The sequence below is a fragment of the Mucilaginibacter sp. SG538B genome, assembly GCF_013376065.1.
GTDB classification, from domain to species: Bacteria; Bacteroidota; Bacteroidia; order Sphingobacteriales; family Sphingobacteriaceae; genus Mucilaginibacter; species Mucilaginibacter rubeus.
Window position 1 is genome coordinate 86494 of the sequence record NZ_JABMJI010000007.1, and the last position, 18436, is coordinate 104929.

The following is an 18436-nucleotide window of genomic DNA, read 5'->3' on the forward strand; positions in this document are numbered from 1 at the left end:
TAGATAATTGCGTTTCTGGATCGTGAATTGAGATTTTGTATTAGTTGAAAACCTATACGTTTCATATTACCCTTTATGATCTCGCCTTTTTCGGAATGCTATTCATCGCATTTACTTTGGCGTTCCTCCTATTGTTCGTTAGGAGAGGCAATCAGTTAGCAAACCGTTTTTTGGCAATTCTCGTTACTATAGCAGCGTTGTGGATGGGGCAAATTGTTGGGATAGGTAGTAAACTCTTCAGCTATAATCCGATTTGGAACTTGCTGCCCCTGCACTATTCACTGGCGCTGGGGCCTCTGCTTTATTTCTACGCACGAAGCATAATTTATCCTAAACAAAAACTCAAACGCCAGGATTTACTACACTTTGTTCCCTCGTTGCTGGAATTAAGCTTTTATCTTTTACAGGCAAACAAAGCCCTTAATACAGGGCTGATAAATTACAATTCACTTCTATTTCAATTATCAAACTCTGGCATTCATTTTTTAACATTCATCTCGGTCATTGTTTACTTACACCGATGTTATATTTTGAGCCAAAACTTTTATAAGGAAATGAAATTCAATGGCGGGGACCGGTACCGGCACGAGTTTCGATGGCTTCAAAACCTACTTTCGGGCTTGGGGTTAATATGGTTGCTGTGGATACCTTTTACGGTTGCCGACTATTGCTTTTACCGTTACGAATTAAGCGTTCAAGCCTACTATCCCATCTATTTTCTCTTGATGGTGACTTTGATATGTATGGCAGCCAGGGCATTTTTAAGACAGGAAATTGAAGTACAGTCAACCGCTGTTTTAAATTTAACGCCTTTGCTAACATCGGATCTTAAGCAAAAAGGAATCTGGCTTAAAAGGGTTGTTGAACAGAACCGGTATTACGAGGACCCTGAATTAAGTTTAAGTTCTCTTGCAGAAAAGCTGGGCATTACCGCACACGAACTATCGCGGATCCTCAATCAGGCGCTAAAAAAAACCTTTAATGATTTCATCAATGCGTACCGTGTTAGGGCGGCGACCCGTAAAATGCAAGACCCTGCTTATGATCATATAACCGTTCTCGGAATCGCTTTTGAATCGGGCTTTAATTCGCAAAGTAGCTTTCACCGTATTTTTAAGCAGCTAACCGGAAAAAGCCCGCTTGAATATAAAAATCACCTTCAAAAAGTACTCCCATCTTATAACCTGGGAGGTAGCAACCAACTTGCGCCGTTAATTTTGAGTCATGATCCGCTAACTAAGTGGTCTGCTTACAAATTAAATCGCAACAATATGTTTGAAAATTATTTCAAAGCCGCATGGCGAAATTTAAAAAAGAATAAGGTTTATAGCTCCTTAAACATTGTGGGTTTGGCGACAGGTATAGTTAGTGCCGCGCTAATTTTTATGTGGGTTGAAGATGAATTGAATTTCAACCACAATTTCGCGAAGCGCGACCACTTGTATCATGTTATGCAAAATGAAAAAAGCGATGCGGGCATAAATACTAACGGTTCAACGCCGGGGCCGCTCGCTGCAGCTTTGAAAGCGGAGATCCCCGGGATTGTTAATAGCGGGCGGCTCAGTTGGGCAATGGATGAACTTGTTGTATTAGGTGAAAAAACTGTTAAAGAAAACGGTATGTACGCTGATCCTTCGGTACTTTCTATGTATTCGTTAACCTTTATTTATGGGGACCTTACAACAGCATTGAACAATCCTAATGATGTGGTAATCAGTGAGACCATGGCCCGCAAATTTTTTGGTAACAGTAATCCAGTTGGGAAAACCATCAGAATGAATGCTAAAGGAGCATATAGCGTTGACGGGCTTTATAAGATTACCGGTGTATACAAAGATCTGCCTGCAAATTGCTATTATCATTTTCAATGGCTTTCTCCGTATACCACATGGGAAAATGCAAATACCTGGTTAAAGCCCTGGGGCAATAACCTTACAGAAACCATTGTTGAGCTTTCGCCAACGGCCGACACTGCAACCATTAATAAAAAATTAAAAACCTATTTAGCCACTAAAGTTGATAAAGCAACCAATCAGTGTTTTTTGTTTAGCATGAATGACTGGCATTTGCGAAGCAATTTTGTAAACGGCATGCAAAACGGAGGCAGTATAAAGTACGTAAAGCTTTTTTCAATGATAGCGATTATTGTTCTGCTTATAGCCTGCATCAATTTTATGAATCTATCCACAGCACGTTCGGAGCAGCGTGGTAAAGAGGTAGGCGTGCTTAAGGTCATAGGAGCAAACAAGGTAAATTTAATAGGAAAATTTATCAGCGAATCAATGCTGATGTCATTTATTGCAATAATAATGGCCGTAGCCCTGTTGTACATATTAATGCCATTTTACAATAACCTTGTACAAAAACAGCTATCAGTTAACTTGTTTGGCCTTACCCATCTCGGGGGACTGCTGGGTATCGGTATAATAGCCGGGATTGTTGCCGGACTTTATCCGGCCTTTTATTTATCGTCATTTAATCCGATAACAGCTTTAAAAGGCATTAAAGTAAAAAGCGCCGCAAGTGTTATTTTTATTCGCAAGGGGCTGGTGATCATACAATTTGCCTCATCCGTTATTTTGATTATATCCACTATAGTGGTTTACAGGCAAGTTCAGCATATAAAGGAAAGAGATTTGGGTTATAATAAGAATCACCTCATTTATATGGATATGCAAGGCAACATGAAAGACCACTTCAGCACCATAAAAAACGATCTTACTGCAACGGGGTATGTTGAAAACGCAGCAACAAGTTTACACGATGCATTGCACGTGTATAGTGTTGGCAACGGCTTTAGTTGGCAGGGAAAAAATCCAAATGCTAAACTTGCAATTCATTCAAACGTGGTTAGTGCTGAATACGTGAAGACCATGCATATGCAATTGGTTGAAGGGCGGGATTTTTACCCCGGTATGGTGGATAGTACAAGTGTGATTATCAATGAAAGCATGGCCAGATTGATGGGTAAAGAAGGTAAACTTGGAAGCATAATAGCCACGGGACGATACAAACTATCCATAGTTGGCATAATTAAAGATTTTATATACAATGATGTATATGGAAGTGGGGCCCCTTTAGTAATGTTTAACGGTAATTATTCAGCCACTGTGATGGCCTTGCGCTTTAAACCAAACGTAAACTTGTCGAAGGGGTTGGAAAAAACCCGTGAGGTAATGATGAAGGAAAACCCGGGTTTCCCCTTTGAATTCAGGTTTGCCGACAAAGATTTTAATGATCTGTTTTCCTCCGAAACGCTTATTGGTAGCCTTGCAGGATTGTTTGCCATGCTCTCCATCTTTATTTCCTGTTTGGGCTTATTTGGATTGGCTGCATATACGGCCGAACGCCGTACAAAAGAGATTGGTGTAAGGAAAGTACTCGGCGCATCTGTTACAGCACTAACCGGTTTACTGGCTAAAGAATTTCTGCAATTGGTAACTGTTTCATGTGTTATTGCTTTTCCGGTAGCATGGTGGTTGATGCACAACTGGCTGCAGAGCTATACATACCGGACAACAATACAATATTGGATGTTCGCCATAGCTGGATTTGCCGCTTTAGCCATTGCGCTGATTACCGTAAGCTTTCAGGCGATAAAGGCTGCAATGGCTAATCCGGTGAAAACACTCCGTTCTGAATAGGCTTGTACCAAAAAGAACGATTGCATAGCTTAATCTACGGGTAAAAGTTAAGGCAATCAGGGTTTATAATAAATGATGTTAAAAATGGTCATTTTACCAAAACTAAAAAGCCTGTAAATTAAACATTTACAGGCTTATGATTGCTCTTGAAAAAAGTATACGTGGTCCCGACGAGAATCGAACTCATATCTAGAGTTTAGGAAACTCCTATTCTATCCGTTGAACTACGGGACCGTTTAAAAATCAGCCTCAAAAAAGACCGATCTTTTATTTAGTTTGCAAAGGTGCAATTTTTCAATGAAAAATCACACCCTAAAATTCAAAATTTAAAAACTGCTCATTTGCGCATCTTCGCACCTGAAGTCTGCACATTTAACGAATTACTGCGCCATTGTGGAAATCTTCAGTAGGGGCAACAAAGCTCAGCTTGCCTTCGCTGTTTGCGGCCATCAGGATCATGCCTTGCGATACAATGCCTTTGATCTCCCTTGGCTCCAGGTTTACCAGGATGCTCACTTTTTGACCGATGATGTTCTCCGGCTCGTAATATTCGGCAATGCCTGATACTACGGTGCGTTCGTCGATACCGGTATCAATGGTTAGTTTCAGCAGCTTTTTGGTTTTGGCAACCTTTTCGGCAGCTAAAATGGTACCCATACGGATATCCATGGTGGCAAAGGTTTCGTAATTAACGTTTTCCTTTGCTGGCAGCACATCGGCCGATTTTGGTGGAGCTACTACCTTTTTATCTGCAAGTTTTTTAAGCTGGGCTTCTATTACATCATCCTCTACCTTTTCAAACAACAGCGCAGCCGGGTTCAACTGGTGGCCGTTGTTGAAATACATTTCATGGTCATAAGCAATCGGCTCATTTGGCAAGTTAAGCATGGTAATGATCTTCTTAGCTGTAGCCGGTAAAAACGCCTGCGCAGCAGTAGCCAGATGACCAATCAGTACCAAACAGTTGTGCAGCGCTTCTTTGGCAGCGGCAGGGTCTGTTTTAATGGTTTTCCACGGCTCTTTTTCGGTCAGGTAGCGGTTACCTAAGCGGGCCACATCCATTACCGCCTGCAAAGCCTGGCGGTAGCGGTAAGCTTCAAGGTTCTTCTCTATCTCGTCGTAATATTCGCCGATGCCGTTGCTCAGGCTTTCGTCGGTAAATTCAATCCTGTCGGTATCCGCCTCAATTTTACCATCGTAAAACTTATGCATCAGTATCATTACCCGGTTCACGAAGTTGCCCAGGATAGCCACCAGCTCGTTATTTACCCGGGCCTGGTAATCTCTCCAGGTAAACTCGCTGTCGCTGGTTTCGGGTAGGATAGAGGTTAGCACATAGCGTAATTCATCCTGTTTGCCCGGAAACTCTTCCAGGTACTCATGCAGCCAAACCGCGTGGTTACGTGAAGTGGAAAGTTTATCACCCTCTAAATTCAAAAACTCGTTGGCCGGTACGTTTTGCGGCAAAATATATTCGCCGTGCGCATGCAGTATCGATGGAAAAATAATACAATGGAATACGATATTATCCTTACCGATAAAATGCAATAAGCAAGCATCGTCCTGTTCGTCGGCTTGCTTTTTCCAGTATAGTTTCCAGTCTTTTTTATTATCAATAGCCCATTGTTTGGTGGCCGAAATATAACCGATAGGCGCATCCATCCACACGTAAAGCTTTTTGCCTTTGGCTTCGGCTAATGGAACGTCAATACCCCAGTCAAGGTCGCGGGTCATGGAGCGTGGCTGCAAGCCCGATTTTAGCCATGATTTGCACTGGCCAAAAACATTCACTTTCCAGCTGCCTTCTTTGGCATCTATCCATTGCTCCAGCCATGGCTGGTATTTATCTAAAGGCAGGTACCAGTGTTTGGTTGATTTAAGCACGGGCGTTTTGCCACTCAGGGTTGAGATTGGGTTGATGAGGTCGGTAGGGCTAAGGGAGGTACCGCAGCGCTCGCACTGGTCGCCGTAGGCATTTTCGTTACCGCAATTAGGGCAGGTTCCAATGATATAACGGTCGGCCAGAAACTGCTGATAGTCTTCATCAAAATACTGATCGGAGAATTTTTCAATAAACTCGTCCTTTTCATACAGGTTCAGAAAAAACTCCTGGCTCAGCTCATGATGAATAGGCGACGAGGTACGGTGATAAATATCAAATGCGATACCGAACTCTTCAAAACTATCTTTTATCTGTTTGTGGTATTTGTCGATAATGGCCTGCGGGGTAGTATCTTCTTTTTTGGCTTTGATGGTAATAGCAGCACCGTGCTCATCCGAGCCGCATATGTACACCACGTCCTTCTTTTTCAGCCTTAAATACCGCACAAAAATATCTGCCGGCAGGTAAGCACCAGCAAGGTGACCGATATGTAAGGGGCCGTTGGCATAAGGCAGGGCCGATGTAATGGTGAATCGTTTATATTTGTTGAGTTGTGACATTAAATATCGCCTTGGTAAATAGTGTGCAAAGATAATTGATTTAAGTGGGAGTGAGGAAGTCGGAAGTCCGAAAGTCGGAAAAGTCTGAAGACCGAACACATAGTTTTATTATAATTTACAAATGAATAATATAAAATCTTCCGGACTTGCGGACTTGCGGACTTCCGGACTAATTCCATACCTCAAAAAAGGCGACAAAATAGCCATCACCTGCCCTGCCAAAAAACTGCCCAACCCCATGACAGATGCTATCGCGCTTCTGCAGAGCTGGGGACTGGAAGTTGTTTTGGGAGATACTGTAGAAGCCTCATTTCATCAATTTGCCGGCGATGATGATTTTAGGGCAGCCGATATGCAGCGTTTTATTGACGATGACAGTATCAAAGCCATCATTGCCGCCCGCGGGGGCTACGGAACCGTGAGGATGATTGACAAAGTTGATTTTAGCCGTTTTTCACAAAATCCCAAATGGCTTATTGGCTTTAGCGATATAACCCTATTGCATACGCACTTGTTCACTAATTATGGTGCCCAAACTATTCACGGGCAAATGCCGGTTAATATCCCTGATGCATCCAAACATTCGATCGATACGTTAAGGCGGGCACTATTTGGCGAAGAATTAAATTATGAATTTGCAACACATGATGTTAATAAACCCGGCAAAGCCAAAGGTACCATTGTAGGCGGTAATTTATCGTTGCTGGTAGCTGCTGCAGGGTCGGTGTCCGATCTGGATTATAACAATAAGGTTCTATTTATTGAAGATGTTGGTGAATATCTGTATTCGGTAGACAGGATGCTGCGCATGTTGGACAGGGCGGGTAAACTAAAGAATCTTGCCGGCCTGGTAGTAGGCGGCTTTACTGATATTAAAGATAATGACATACCGTTTGGCCAAACTGTGTCCCAAATAGTGATGGAGATTGTTAAAGAATATAACTACCCAGTATGTTTCGATTTCCCGGCAGGGCATATCCCCGATAATAACAGTTTGGTATTAGGGCGAGAAGTGGGATTGCAGGTAGATGAAAAGCAGGCGAAGTTGTGGTTTAAATAACCAACAACGTAAGCTTCAAAAGAAAATGTCATTTCGACGAACCGGTTGTGGAAAATGTGTGAAGGGGGGAGGAGAAATCTTACGCCATGCATAGCGGCCTGCATGGCGTATAAGATTTTTCTTTCGCCCCGCCGCTCAAGTCTGCCCTTGCTCTATCGAAATGACATTTTTTTTGTTTTTGGGATGCTCCCCCTTTAGGGGGCCGGGGGGCAAACCAATTTGCTTATCAGTAGTTTATATAACATGGCTAAAAAACCGCTGCTTGAATTTACAGATAGAGGGATTTACTGCGCGCAGGGCAAATTTTATATCGATCCATGGAAGCCGGTTGATGATGCTGTAATAACCCACTCCCATGCTGATCATGCTTATTGGGGGCATAAACATTACCTTGCCCATCATCTTTCGCGCGAGGTTTTGTTGTACCGTTTAGGCGAAATCAACCTGCAAACGGTTGAGTATGGTGAAATAGTACACAAGAATGGTGTTACTGTGTCTCTCTTCCCGGCAGGCCACGTGATCGGCTCAGCGCAGATCCGGGTTGAATACAAAAGCGAGGTTTGGGTAGTATCCGGCGATTACAAGGTAGAAGATGATGGGATTTCTACTCCGTTTGAGCCGGTTAAATGCCATCACTTTATTTCAGAGTGTACTTTTGGGATGCCGGTTTACCAATGGAAGCCGCAGGTACAAACTTTCAATGAGATCAATAGCTGGTGGCGTCATAATCTCGATAACGGACTGGCAACAGTAATTGTAGGTTACTCCTTAGGTAAAGCACAACGAATCTTGCAAAACCTCGATTTGTTTAATGGCATAGTTTACACTCATGGTGTTATCGAAAATACCAACGAAGCCTTGCGCCGTAATGGCGTATTGTTAAACCCAACTGAGCGGATAACCCCCGAAAGTTCAAAAGAAGAGGTGCGCAAAGGCATCATCATAGCGCCGCCCTCATCAGTAGGTACGCCCTGGATGCGGAAGTTTCAGCCTTATAGTTTTGGTTATTGCTCTGGCTGGATGGCCATCCGTGGCGCCAAACGCCGCCGCGCTGCCGACAGGGGTTTTGTGCTTTCTGACCATGCCGATTGGGATGGCCTTATTAGTGCTATTGATGCTACGGGGTGTGAATGCGTTTACCTTACCCATGGATACACAGCCACGTTTTCGAGATATTTAAATGAGATTGGTTTTAATGCCCGGGAGGTGCATACTTTGTATGGAGGCGAAGAAGACCCCTCCAACCTCCCCGAAGGGGAGGCTCCAAGCGCCGGAGAACCAGAAAAGGAAGTCCTCTCCTTTGGAGAGGATTTAGGTGAGGTTGGAGGGGCCGATTCATGAAAGCCTTCGCCCAACTCTTTCTTTCGCTTGACGAAACCAATAAAACCAACGAAAAGGTTAAAGTATTAAAAGACTATTTTAACACGGTGCCCGATACCGATAAAATGCACATGCTTGCTTTGTTTACCGGTCGCCGGCCAAAACGGCAGATCAACTCAACCTTGGTACGTAACTGGGCTATCGAGGCATCACACATCCCGGCCTGGCTTTTTGAGGAAAGCTATCATGTAGTAGGTGACCTCGCCGAAACTATGGCGCTACTTATGCCTCAAAGTGACGCAAGCAGCAGCAAAACGCTTACCGAATGGATAGCCGAGATTAATGCCCTTAACGATAAAACTGAAGAGCAAAAAAAAGAATGGCTGATGGATTCATGGGCCATGCTGGATAGCCAGGAACGCTTTGTGTTTAATAAACTGCTAACCGGCAGTTTCAGGGTTGGCGTATCACAAAATTTGGTAATCAAGGCGCTGGCGGATATTTCCGGACTCGAACCCGCAGTACTTACCCATCGCATTATGGGGAGCTGGCTGCCCGAAACTTATCAGTTTTCGCAATTGATGGCAGAGCAGGATGCCGAAGCTAATATCTCCCGGCCTTATCCTTTTTTCCTGGCTTATCCTATCCAGGAAACGTCCGAAAAACAAAAAACTCCCGCTGAAGTAGGGATCGCCCTCGGTGATGCATTCGATTGGCAGGCTGAGTGGAAGTGGGATGGGATCCGTGCGCAAATGATAAAGCGCGGCGGCGAGATTTTTATCTGGAGCCGTGGAGAAGATTTGGCTACTGAAAAGTTTCCTGAGCTGCATCTCTTTTTAAATGCCCTGCCCGATGGTACGGTGATTGACGGTGAGATCCTCAGTTTCCAAAATGGCTTGCCTATGCCGTTTAACGTGCTGCAAACGCGTATCGGCAGAAAAAATCTCAGCAAAAAAATTCTGGAAGAAAGCCCGGTAGCCGTTATTGCTTATGATTGCCTGGAACATAAAGGCGAAGATATCCGCTATAAATCCCAAACTGAAAGACGGGAAATTTTGGAACAGTTACAAACAGAGACACGGTATTCCGAAGTGTTCCGTATTTCATCGCTGATTCAGTTTGAAAGCTGGGAGCAGCTTGGAAGTATCAGGGAACAGTCGCGCGCTATGATAGCCGAGGGGATCATGCTGAAACGCAAAAGCGCGGCCTACCAGGTAGGCCGCCGCCGGGGCGATTGGTGGAAATGGAAGATCGATCCGTTATCGGTTGATGCTGTAATGATTTACGCACAAAAAGGTCATGGCCGCCGGGCCGACCTATACACCGATTACACTTTCGCCGTTTGGGATGGCGACAAGCTGGTACCTTTTGCCAAGGCTTATTCGGGGCTTACCGATGCGGAGATCAATAAGGTAGACTATTTTGTAAAACGCAATACCATCGAAAAATTCGGCCCCGTACGTACCGTAAAGCCCGAGTTAGTGTTTGAGATAGGTTTTGAGGGCATCAATAAATCCACCCGTCATAAATCGGGCATAGCATTGCGGTTCCCGCGGATATTGAGGTGGCGGCATGATAAACCCAAAGAAGAGGCTGATACACTGGAAAGCTTAAAGGCATTACTGGGCGAATAAACACTATAATTTAATACCTTTGCGGCTTCAATATTAAAAAAACCTAACTATCAATAAACCAATATGATTGTAATCAGCAGTTTTCAGGAGTTTGAACAGCAGGTTGGCAACGACCTTGGCGTATCATCATGGCACACCATTACGCAGGAGCAGATCAACAAATTTGCCGATGCAACCCTCGATCATCAATGGATCCATACCGACCCGGAAAGGGCAAAAACTGAAAGCCCATTTAAGTCAACCATTGCACATGGCTACCTTACACTTTCACTTATCCCTCACCTATGGAAAGAGATCGTAAAGATCGAAAACCTGAAAATGGAAATTAATTACGGTATCGAAAACCTTCGTTTTGCACAACCGGTGCTGGTTGATAATGAAGTACGGTTAAAGGTAAAGCTGACCAGCTTGCTTAACCTTCGTGGCACAACGAAATCCACCATGGCCATCGAACTTGAAATAAAAGACCAACGCAAACCGGCTTTCACCGGCGAAGTAGTGTTTTTATATCATTTTATTGGGTAAACCCACACTTAATAATCGCCCGTTATTGCTGTGAGGTACGAAGCGATGACGGGCGATTTAGATTTACAGAGTTACCTGTACAAGCTTTTGCTCTCAATAAATTTCAATACCGGATCTGGTACAAAAAACTGCACGTTCTTTTTTTCGGCTATTGATTTGCGGATAAACGTAGCCGAAAGTTCCATAAGCGGCGTCATGGTGATGGTAACCGAAGGATGATCGGCCAGTTCGGCGTTTTCATACCCGGGGCGCGGGTACACGTAAATGCGGTAATCGCGCAGGATAAGCTTATAGTTTTTCCACTTGTGCAGGGAGCCAAGGTTATCCGAACCCATGATGAGGGCAAACTCATGCTCGGGATATTTTTCCTTTAAATGAGTAAGGGTATCAATGGTATACGATGGCTGGGGCAACTTCAGCTCAACATCGCTCACACTAATATTGGTTGCATTATCAGTAGCCAGGCGGGCCATCTCCAATCTGTCATAAGTGTTGATCAGATCGCCATACTTTTTTAACGGATTCTGGGGCGATACAACCAGCCATACCTTATCAAGCGTGGTATGGTTTGCCATATAATTGGCAATAATCAAATGCCCTATATGTATAGGATTAAATGAACCAAACAGTAAGCCTATCTTCATGTTGTGCCCCTAACCCCTAAAGGGGAAATTAAAAGTTTTGTAGATTAAATGCTCCCGGTGTACAAAATGAGTTTTTTGCACTCCCCCTTTAGGGGGCCGGGGGGCTAATAAAGTTACTCACCAATTCCTCAGCCTCTGCGCAAGCAGTTTCAAGATCGTAATTTTTGAGTATAATATCAAATTGCGGAGCGTATTTAAGCTCTTTTTCTGCTTTAGCAAAGCGTTCTTTCAGTTTTTCTTCGCTATCGGTGCCACGGCCGGTCAACCTTTCAATTAAAACCTCAAGCGATGGCGGTTGTACAAATATAGCCAAAGCCTGGGGACCGTATTTGCGTTTAAGGTGAAGGCCACCCTCAACGTCAATATCAAATATTACTGTTTTGCCTTTTGCCCAAATGCGCTCAATTTCAGTACGGAGCGTGCCATAAAAAGTACCGGTATAAACCTCTTCAAATTCAACAAACTGTTTTTTGGCAATGCGGTGCAAAAACTCTTCTTTGCTTATAAAATAGTAATCTTTTTCATGCACCTCATCGCCGCGGCGCTCACGCGTGGTGGCCGAAATGGAAAATTCAAGATCAGGAATTTTCCCCAGCAAATGATGTACTATTGTGGTTTTACCAGCACCCGACGGAGCCGAAAATATGATGAGTTTACCTTCTTTGGTCATTGATTATACACGTCATTGCGTCATTAAGTCATTGCGTCATTTTTCAAAAATTGCTTACAAAGCAATCAATGACTTAATGACCTCATGACTCAATGACTATACTATAATACGTTTAACAGTTGTTCTTTAATTTTTTCAAGTTCTTCTTTCATGCCTACTACCAGTTTCTGGATGTTGGCATCATTGGCTTTTGATCCTAATGTATTGATCTCGCGACCAATCTCCTGCGAAATGAAGCCTAGCTTTTTGCCGTTTGCATCAGCGTTTTTTAATGTTTCGATAAAGTATTCGCAATGCGCTTTCAGCCTTACCTTTTCTTCGGTAATATCAAGCTTATCAATATAATAGATCAGTTCCTGTTCAAACCGGTTTTGATCTATAGCTTCGCGGCTTGCGGCTTCTGCTAAGAATGTATTAAGGCGCTCTCTAATCAAAGGAACACGTTTAGGATCTTCCAGTTCAACAAGCTCCAGGTTTTTTAATATAGTGTTAATACGCCCTTTAATCTCCTGTTCAATAACATTACCTTCCTGAGCCCTGAAGTCCTGGAAAGCGGCCATCGCCTGCTGAAAAGTTTTTTCAACGGCTTTCCACTCATCTTCGGATATGGTATCTTCTTCGTATTTAACAACTTCGGGTAAGCCCAATGCCAGCTGAAGCAGGTTGCCGGTTGGCTCGCCGAGCTCTTCGCTTACTGATTTTAGCTGGTTGTAATAATGTTTGAGCAGATCTTTATCAATGCCGGCCGCTTTTACTGATTGACTTACCTGCTCGGTATTGATAGATAAATTAACTTTACCGCGTTCGATAAGTTTGCTGCAGTCATTACGCAGCTGAAACTCTTTTTCGGCAAAAATCTTCGGCAAACGAAGTGATAATTCTAAAAATTTGCTGTTCAGGGATTTAACCTCTACGGTGTATTTTGTACTGCCCGAATCAAAACTGGCAATTCCATACCCTGTCATGGATTTTATCATGCGCAAAGATAGCAAATTTAGTTAGAGGTTAGAGATCGGAGATTAGAGGTTAGGTCACTGTTAAATTTCGGATTTGAAATAAATTCAATAGAGAGAATTTATCATTCAAAAAAAGTAAAACTAACCTTTGGTCTCTAACCTCCAATCACCAAAGCGAAGCGCTTTAACACTTTTTCACATTTCAAATAAAATACACTTCCTATATTTACGTTCAATTATCACTGATGCGCAACTATTTATACCTGCTTGTAACAGGCGTTCTATGCCTTATAACCGTTCATGTTTCGGCCCAGGAGTTTACGGTAAAAGGGGTTATCTCAAAAAAGGTGACTAATGAGCGTGTAGGACAGGTTTTTGTTAAAGATCTGAATACCAAAACATTGATACTTAGTGATGATGTTGGCTGGTTTAGCATAAAGACTCGTGTTGGCGATACCCTGCTTTTTTCCCGCGATGACTATACCCCTCAAAAAGTAGTGGTACTGAACAATAGCGACATGCCCGTTTACATGCAGCCCATTATAAAACTTGACGAGGTAAAAGTTGTTGGCCAAACCAAACGGCAGGAAATAAACCAGGTATTGAACGATTATAAGAAACAGGGAACTTATTATAATGGCAAGCCGCCGGCGTTATCTTTTTTAAGTAACCCGGTAACCGGTCTTTATGAGCTTTTGGGCACAACCCCCAATCGCGCACGTCGCTTTGCTCAAAACGCCCAAAGCGAATTGGAGCAGGCCGAAATTCACAAACATTACAACATCCCATTTGTGAAACAATATACCGGCCTGGCTACCGATAGCCTTGCCCGTAAATTCATGAATTATTATACGCCTACCTACAAAGATATTAAAGCCTGGACTGATTATGACCTGATAAAGCACACCATACGGGCATATGAATATTACAAAAACAGCAGTGATAAAGAAAAGCTCGAAAAGCTAAACAGTCCAACATTCATCGTGCCCGATTCAACTGTAAAGCTGGGAGAGGGGCCGGTGCAGCTTAAAAAAGAAAAGCAGCCACCGCTTTAATTGTTAAAAAACTTTGAATCAGATGCCCAAGGCTTCGCAGGCTTTTTCGGCGGCAAGCTTTTCGGCGTTCTTTTTACTGAACTCTTTGCCCGAGCCCATTACTTCACCATCTATATTGGCCTGTACAGTGAAAAGCTTGGTACTTTCGCCGTCCTGGTTGGTTACCAGTTCAAAAATAATATCGCGGCCATGTCGCTGGCACCATTCAATAAGCTTGCTTTTGAAGTTAGTTTCCGTTTGCTCAAGCGTATGAATATCAATATGAGGTTTTATGATGTGGTTGATGAGGAAGTTTTTGGTAAAGTCATAGCCTTTATCCAGATAAACCGCGCCAATCAGGGCTTCAAAGGCATCGCCCAGTAATGATCCCTGCCTGCTTGAGTTAAGCATGCGGTTATCATACTCAATCAATTTATCAAAGCCAAGTTTTTTTCCGAGTGCGTTAAGGTTTACACGGCTTACTATTTTTGAGCGTAATTCGGTCAAAAAGCCCTCATCTTCATAAGGGTATAATTTAAAAAGTACTTCAGCAACAACACTGCCCAGTACGGCATCGCCCAAAAACTCCAGGCGTTCGTTACTGTTTTTTACCCCCTTCTTGATGTTTTGGGCTACCGATTTATGACGGAAAGCCATGCGGTATAAAGACAAATTGCCCGGCACAAAACCGAGCAAATTCTTTAAAATTTTAACATACTTTCTGTTGGGTGATATATAAAGCTTGTAGAACCGACTTATAGGCATCAAACCACAATTAATCTTCGTACTTTTTAAATATTACAGAAGCGTTGTGTCCGCCAAAACCAAATCCATTGCTTTGCACTATATTAATATCGCGTTTTTGAGCGGTATTGAAAGTGAAATTGATCTTAGGATCAAAAGCCGGATCATCAGTAAAGTGATTAATGGTTGGAGGGATGATACCATTTTTTAATGCCAGTATCGATGCAATAGCTTCAACCGCGCCGGCAGCACCAAGTAAATGGCCTGTCATTGATTTGGTTGAGCTAATGTTGATACGGTAAATATCATCGCCAAACACATCCTGTATTGCTTTAATTTCCTGCGGATCACCGATTGGGGTTGATGTGCCGTGAACGTTCACATAATCAATATCGGCAGGGCTAAGGTTAGCATCTTCGAGGGCTGCGCGCATTACAAATGCGGCACCTAAGCCATCGGGATGAGGTGCTGTCATGTGATAGGCATCGGCGCTCATGCCGCCACCCACCATTTCGGCGTATATTTTAGCGCCGCGGGCTTTTGCATGCTCTAACTCCTCTAAAATAATAGTACCTGCTCCTTCACCGGCCACAAAACCATCCCTATCCAGATCAAACGGACGCGATGCCGTTGCCGGATCATCGTTACGGGTTGATAACGCGTGCATGGCGTTAAAACCACCTATGCCAGCTTCGTTGATAATGGCTTCAGAACCACCGCTGATGAACATGTTAGCTTTACCCAAACGGATGTAGTTAAATGAGTCTATCAGGGAATTATTTGATGAAGCACATGCCGAAACAGTAGTGAAGTTGGGGCCGCGCAAACCATATTTAATAGATATATGGCCGGGGGCTATATCAGCAATCATTTTAGGGATGAAGAACGGGTTAAAACGCGGAGAGCCATCACCTTTGGCAAAGGCCGTCACCTCGTCGAGGAAAGTTTTTAACCCCCCAATACCCGAGCCCCAGATAACGCCAATACGGCTGGTATCCAGTTTTGAAAAATCTAATCCTGCGTCTTTTACGGCTTCTTCGGTTGAAAATAAGGCGTATTGTACAAAAGGATCCAATTTGCGGGCGTCTTTACGGCCCAAAAAACCATCTGCGTCAAAGTCTTTTACTTCGCACGCGAACTTAGTTTTGAATTTTTCGGTATCAAAACTTTTGATCAAGGCAGCGCCACTTACTCCATTGATCAGTCCGTTCCAATAATCTGAAACAGTGTTACCAATAGGAGTAAGTGCTCCAAGCCCGGTTACTACAACTCTTTTAAACTCCATTTAATCCAGTTAAGGAGTTTTATTTAACGTTTTTTTCAAGGTAAGCAACTGCCTGGCCAACAGTACCAATAGTTTCAGCCTGATCGTCAGGAATAGCCACGTTAAATTCTTTTTCAAACTCCATGATTAATTCCACGGTGTCTAACGAGTCGGCACCAAGATCGTTGGTGAAACTCGCTTCTGGCGTAACTTCACTTTCGTCAACACCCAGTTTTTCTACGATAATAGCTTTTACTCTTGAAGCGATATCAGACATAGTCTTTATAGTTTAATGATTAATAAAAATTCAGTGCAAAGAAAAATAAATTCTGTCAATAAACAAATCTAAAACTTTTACAATATAAATCTCTAAACAAAATTTTATTGAAACGGTTTGTATTAGTAATTTTGACGGCGTAAAAGTAATGATTTTGAACAGGAAATTTTTAAAGTTTGAGATCGATTTTGATTTTGTGCTCATTGCAGTAACAAGCTCACTTAAAGATTACCGGGTTTGTTTTCTTATAAACAGGTACTTGAATTTTAATTTCGTAAAAACCGATGACCTGGAAGTAGATATTTACCCCGGGAGCGAACCTGTTTTGTTTTCATTATACCGTTACAGCTGGGAAACCACCGAAACAGACTTCTTCTTTATAGGCAATAAAGGTTCAGATGGCTACCTGGTGCCTGAAATAAAAAGTGCCGACTATTTTTTAATGATCCGTAACTATATAGATGATAATGAGCTTGATACGATCATTTCATCGCTTAATAAAATACCAGAGATAGTTGCAGCTGTAAAGATTGACCCAAAAAAAATAAAATCACGGGAAAATCTTTTATTTTAGCGCCGAATTTAAAAAGATGTTGGTTTTACAATCATTAAATACCCTCCAGTTTTAACCCGAATAATATGGAACTATACTATAATCGTACAAAAATTGTTGCCACCATGGGGCCGGCATCAGCTAAAAAGGATGTTTTATTAGCGATGATCAAGGCAGGTGTCAACGTTTGCCGTCTTAATTTTTCGCACGGTAAGCCTGAAGATCATAAGGTAGTGATCGATCTTATCCGTGAAATTAACGAGCAATACAAAACCAACGTAGGTATCCTGGCCGATTTACAGGGCCCAAAGATCCGCATCGGACTGGTAAAGGACGGCGGTATTCATTTAGTTAACGGAACGCACATTAAAATTACCACTCACGAGTGCATTGGTAACGATGAGCAGATCTATATTACTTATGATACCTTCCCACAGGACGTGCAGGCAAACGAAATTATTTTGCTTGATGACGGCAAACTGCAGTTAAGGGTTATTGAAACCAACAAAATTGATACAGTTATATGTGAGGTTGTTCACGGCGGTATCTTAACGTCACGCAAGGGGGTTAACCTGCCTAACACCAAAGTGTCTATCCCAAGCTTAACAGAAGAAGATTTGATCAACCTTGAATTTGCCCTTAAACAGGATGTTGAATGGATCGGTCTTTCTTTTGTTCGCACAGGTGAGGATATCATTGACCTGAAACGTATTATAGCACGCAACGGTTCGGCGGCTAAGGTAATTGCCAAAGTTGAAAAGCCGGAAGCTATTGAAAATATTGATGCCATTATTGCTGCTACAGATGGTGTAATGGTTGCCCGTGGTGATCTTGGTGTTGAAATGCCGCTTGAAGAAGTACCGTTACTGCAAAAAATGATTGCCCGTAAATGCCGCGCTGCTTCAAAACCGGTTATCGTAGCTACCCAGATGCTGGAATCAATGATCACCACACCTCGCCCTACCCGTGCCGAAGTGAATGACGTTGCCAACTCTGTACTTGATGGTGCCGATGCGGTTATGTTAAGCGGCGAAACATCAGTTGGTGAGTTCCCGGTTATTGTTATTGAAACTATGGCCAAAATTGTACGCAATGTTGAAGAATTAGGCTATCCGTTTAACGCCCCAAAGCAAGCGACAGTTAAAGACCCTTCTTCTCCGGATTTCCTGATCAATGCACTTTGCGAATCTGCCGTACATATTGCTGAGCAAAGCAATGCGGTAGGTATCGTTTCCATGACTACTTCAGGTTATACTGCATTTGAAATATCAAGCCACAGGCCTAAAGCCAGTACATATATATTTACATCCAACAAGCAGCTATTGAATGCGCTTAGCCTTGTTTGGGGTGTGAGGGCGTATTATTATGATCAGCTGGAAAGCACAGATCAAACCATTGCTGATGTTAATGACACTCTTAAAGCCGAAGGTCTGATTAAAACGGGCGACGTAGTTGTTAACACTGCTTCTACCCCTATAATTAAACAGGGTAAAACCAATACGCTTAAATTAAGCGTTGTGGAATAAGGTTATTTAAAATCTTACTTTTAATGAAGAGGGCTCGCCGGGATAACTGGCGGGCTTTTTTGTTGGCGGTATATGCAGGTATCAATGGAATAGCGAGTTCCGCCCTATGGGATATAAGATGATCCGTTCATGAAAAACAATGC

The 18436-nt window shown here is 42.9% G+C and carries 15 protein-coding genes and 1 tRNA gene; 8 read left to right on the forward strand and 8 right to left on the reverse strand.

From position 1 onward, the window contains the following. Window positions 1-554 precede the first annotated feature (554 nt). Window positions 555-3644, forward strand: a complete 3090-nt coding sequence (locus tag FHW88_RS27805) for an ABC transporter permease (protein ID WP_176628817.1) — start codon at window positions 555-557, stop codon at window positions 3642-3644. 162 nt (window positions 3645-3806) lie between these two features. Here FHW88_RS27805 and FHW88_RS27810 read toward each other — a convergent pair. Together FHW88_RS27810 and metG are read right to left on the reverse strand one after the other, a co-directional pair. Next, a tRNA-Arg gene (locus tag FHW88_RS27810) sits at window positions 3807-3878 on the reverse strand. 138 nt (window positions 3879-4016) lie between these two features. Further along, complete coding sequence (gene metG, locus FHW88_RS27815) at window positions 4017-6086, reverse strand: methionine--tRNA ligase (RefSeq protein WP_176628818.1); 2070 nt, start codon at window positions 6084-6086, stop codon at window positions 4017-4019. Between the two features lie 121 nt (window positions 6087-6207). Between metG and FHW88_RS27820 the strand changes: the two genes are divergently transcribed. The 4 genes from FHW88_RS27820 (at window position 6208) to FHW88_RS27835 (ending at window position 10625) form a co-directional block, all read left to right on the forward strand. Continuing rightward, window positions 6208-7146: an LD-carboxypeptidase gene (locus FHW88_RS27820; protein ID WP_176628819.1), complete on the forward strand. Its 939-nt coding sequence runs from the start codon at window positions 6208-6210 to the stop codon at window positions 7144-7146. Between the two features lie 243 nt (window positions 7147-7389). Further along, complete coding sequence (locus FHW88_RS27825; protein ID WP_176628820.1) at window positions 7390-8487, forward strand: ligase-associated DNA damage response exonuclease; 1098 nt, start codon at window positions 7390-7392, stop codon at window positions 8485-8487. Continuing rightward, a complete protein-coding gene (locus FHW88_RS27830; RefSeq protein WP_176628821.1) occupies window positions 8484-10100 on the forward strand; it encodes an ATP-dependent DNA ligase in 1617 nt (538 codons plus the stop codon). The genes FHW88_RS27825 and FHW88_RS27830 overlap by 4 nt, the downstream gene beginning before the upstream one ends. A 63-nt stretch (window positions 10101-10163) precedes the next feature. Next, a complete protein-coding gene (locus FHW88_RS27835) occupies window positions 10164-10625 on the forward strand; it encodes a MaoC family dehydratase (RefSeq protein WP_090534746.1) in 462 nt (153 codons plus the stop codon). Window positions 10626-10696: 71 nt separating this feature from the next. Here the strand turns inward: FHW88_RS27835 and nadD are convergent, their stop codons facing one another. The 3 genes from nadD to FHW88_RS27850 form a co-directional block, all read right to left on the reverse strand. Then, complete coding sequence (nadD, locus tag FHW88_RS27840) at window positions 10697-11269, reverse strand: nicotinate (nicotinamide) nucleotide adenylyltransferase (protein ID WP_090534747.1); 573 nt, start codon at window positions 11267-11269, stop codon at window positions 10697-10699. Window positions 11270-11357: 88 nt separating this feature from the next. Next, on the reverse strand, window positions 11358-11939 hold the full coding sequence (gene gmk / locus FHW88_RS27845) for a guanylate kinase (RefSeq protein ID WP_090534749.1): 582 nt from the start codon (window positions 11937-11939) through the stop codon (window positions 11358-11360). A 101-nt stretch (window positions 11940-12040) separates the two neighbouring features. Continuing rightward, complete coding sequence (locus FHW88_RS27850) at window positions 12041-12916, reverse strand: YicC/YloC family endoribonuclease (RefSeq protein WP_229701771.1); 876 nt, start codon at window positions 12914-12916, stop codon at window positions 12041-12043. A gap of 224 nt (window positions 12917-13140) precedes the next feature. Between FHW88_RS27850 and FHW88_RS27855 the strand changes: the two genes are divergently transcribed. Then, complete coding sequence (locus tag FHW88_RS27855; protein ID WP_129567832.1) at window positions 13141-13950, forward strand: hypothetical protein; 810 nt, start codon at window positions 13141-13143, stop codon at window positions 13948-13950. An 18-nt stretch (window positions 13951-13968) separates the two neighbouring features. On the opposite strand, the gene rnc is transcribed toward FHW88_RS27855, so the two are convergent. The 3 genes from rnc to FHW88_RS27870 are packed head-to-tail and all read right to left on the reverse strand — an operon-like array spanning window position 13969 to window position 16214. Beyond that, window positions 13969-14694, reverse strand: coding sequence for a ribonuclease III (rnc, locus tag FHW88_RS27860; protein ID WP_090534754.1), 726 nt, complete (start codon window positions 14692-14694; stop codon window positions 13969-13971). Between the two features lie 10 nt (window positions 14695-14704). Further along, window positions 14705-15958 (reverse strand): beta-ketoacyl-ACP synthase II, encoded by a 1254-nt coding sequence (fabF, locus tag FHW88_RS27865; protein WP_090534755.1) that lies wholly within the window; start codon window positions 15956-15958, stop codon window positions 14705-14707. Between the two features lie 19 nt (window positions 15959-15977). Next, window positions 15978-16214 carry an acyl carrier protein gene (locus FHW88_RS27870; protein WP_031266521.1) on the reverse strand — a complete coding sequence of 79 codons (237 nt, stop codon included), beginning with the start codon at window positions 16212-16214 and terminating at the stop codon, window positions 15978-15980. A 148-nt stretch (window positions 16215-16362) separates the two neighbouring features. Between FHW88_RS27870 and FHW88_RS27875 the strand changes: the two genes are divergently transcribed. Then, window positions 16363-16788: an IPExxxVDY family protein gene (locus FHW88_RS27875; RefSeq protein ID WP_255485472.1), complete on the forward strand. Its 426-nt coding sequence runs from the start codon at window positions 16363-16365 to the stop codon at window positions 16786-16788. Window positions 16789-16853: 65 nt separating this feature from the next. Then, window positions 16854-18293, forward strand: a complete 1440-nt coding sequence (gene pyk, locus FHW88_RS27880; protein ID WP_112651752.1) for a pyruvate kinase — start codon at window positions 16854-16856, stop codon at window positions 18291-18293. The last annotated feature ends 143 nt before the right edge of the window (window positions 18294-18436 follow it).

Coding starts and splice junctions, on each gene's coding strand:
- nadD (WP_090534747.1), bottom strand. CDS start 11,269: ATGAAGATAGGCTTACTGTTTGGTTCATTTAATCCTATACATATAGGG.
- pyk (WP_112651752.1), top strand. CDS start 16,854: ATGGAACTATACTATAATCGTACAAAAATTGTTGCCACCATGGGGCCG.
- FHW88_RS27825 (WP_176628820.1), top strand. CDS start 7,390: ATGGCTAAAAAACCGCTGCTTGAATTTACAGATAGAGGGATTTACTGC.
- FHW88_RS27855 (WP_129567832.1), top strand. CDS start 13,141: ATGCGCAACTATTTATACCTGCTTGTAACAGGCGTTCTATGCCTTATA.
- FHW88_RS27875 (WP_255485472.1), top strand. CDS start 16,363: ATGATTTTGAACAGGAAATTTTTAAAGTTTGAGATCGATTTTGATTTT.
- FHW88_RS27805 (WP_176628817.1), top strand. CDS start 555: ATGAAATTCAATGGCGGGGACCGGTACCGGCACGAGTTTCGATGGCTT.
- metG (WP_176628818.1), bottom strand. CDS start 6,086: ATGTCACAACTCAACAAATATAAACGATTCACCATTACATCGGCCCTG.
- FHW88_RS27820 (WP_176628819.1), top strand. CDS start 6,208: ATGAATAATATAAAATCTTCCGGACTTGCGGACTTGCGGACTTCCGGA.
- FHW88_RS27835 (WP_090534746.1), top strand. CDS start 10,164: ATGATTGTAATCAGCAGTTTTCAGGAGTTTGAACAGCAGGTTGGCAAC.
- fabF (WP_090534755.1), bottom strand. CDS start 15,958: ATGGAGTTTAAAAGAGTTGTAGTAACCGGGCTTGGAGCACTTACTCCT.
- FHW88_RS27830 (WP_176628821.1), top strand. CDS start 8,484: ATGAAAGCCTTCGCCCAACTCTTTCTTTCGCTTGACGAAACCAATAAA.
- rnc (WP_090534754.1), bottom strand. CDS start 14,694: ATGCCTATAAGTCGGTTCTACAAGCTTTATATATCACCCAACAGAAAG.
- FHW88_RS27870 (WP_031266521.1), bottom strand. CDS start 16,214: ATGTCTGATATCGCTTCAAGAGTAAAAGCTATTATCGTAGAAAAACTG.
- FHW88_RS27850 (WP_229701771.1), bottom strand. CDS start 12,916: ATGATAAAATCCATGACAGGGTATGGAATTGCCAGTTTTGATTCGGGC.
- gmk (WP_090534749.1), bottom strand. CDS start 11,939: ATGACCAAAGAAGGTAAACTCATCATATTTTCGGCTCCGTCGGGTGCT.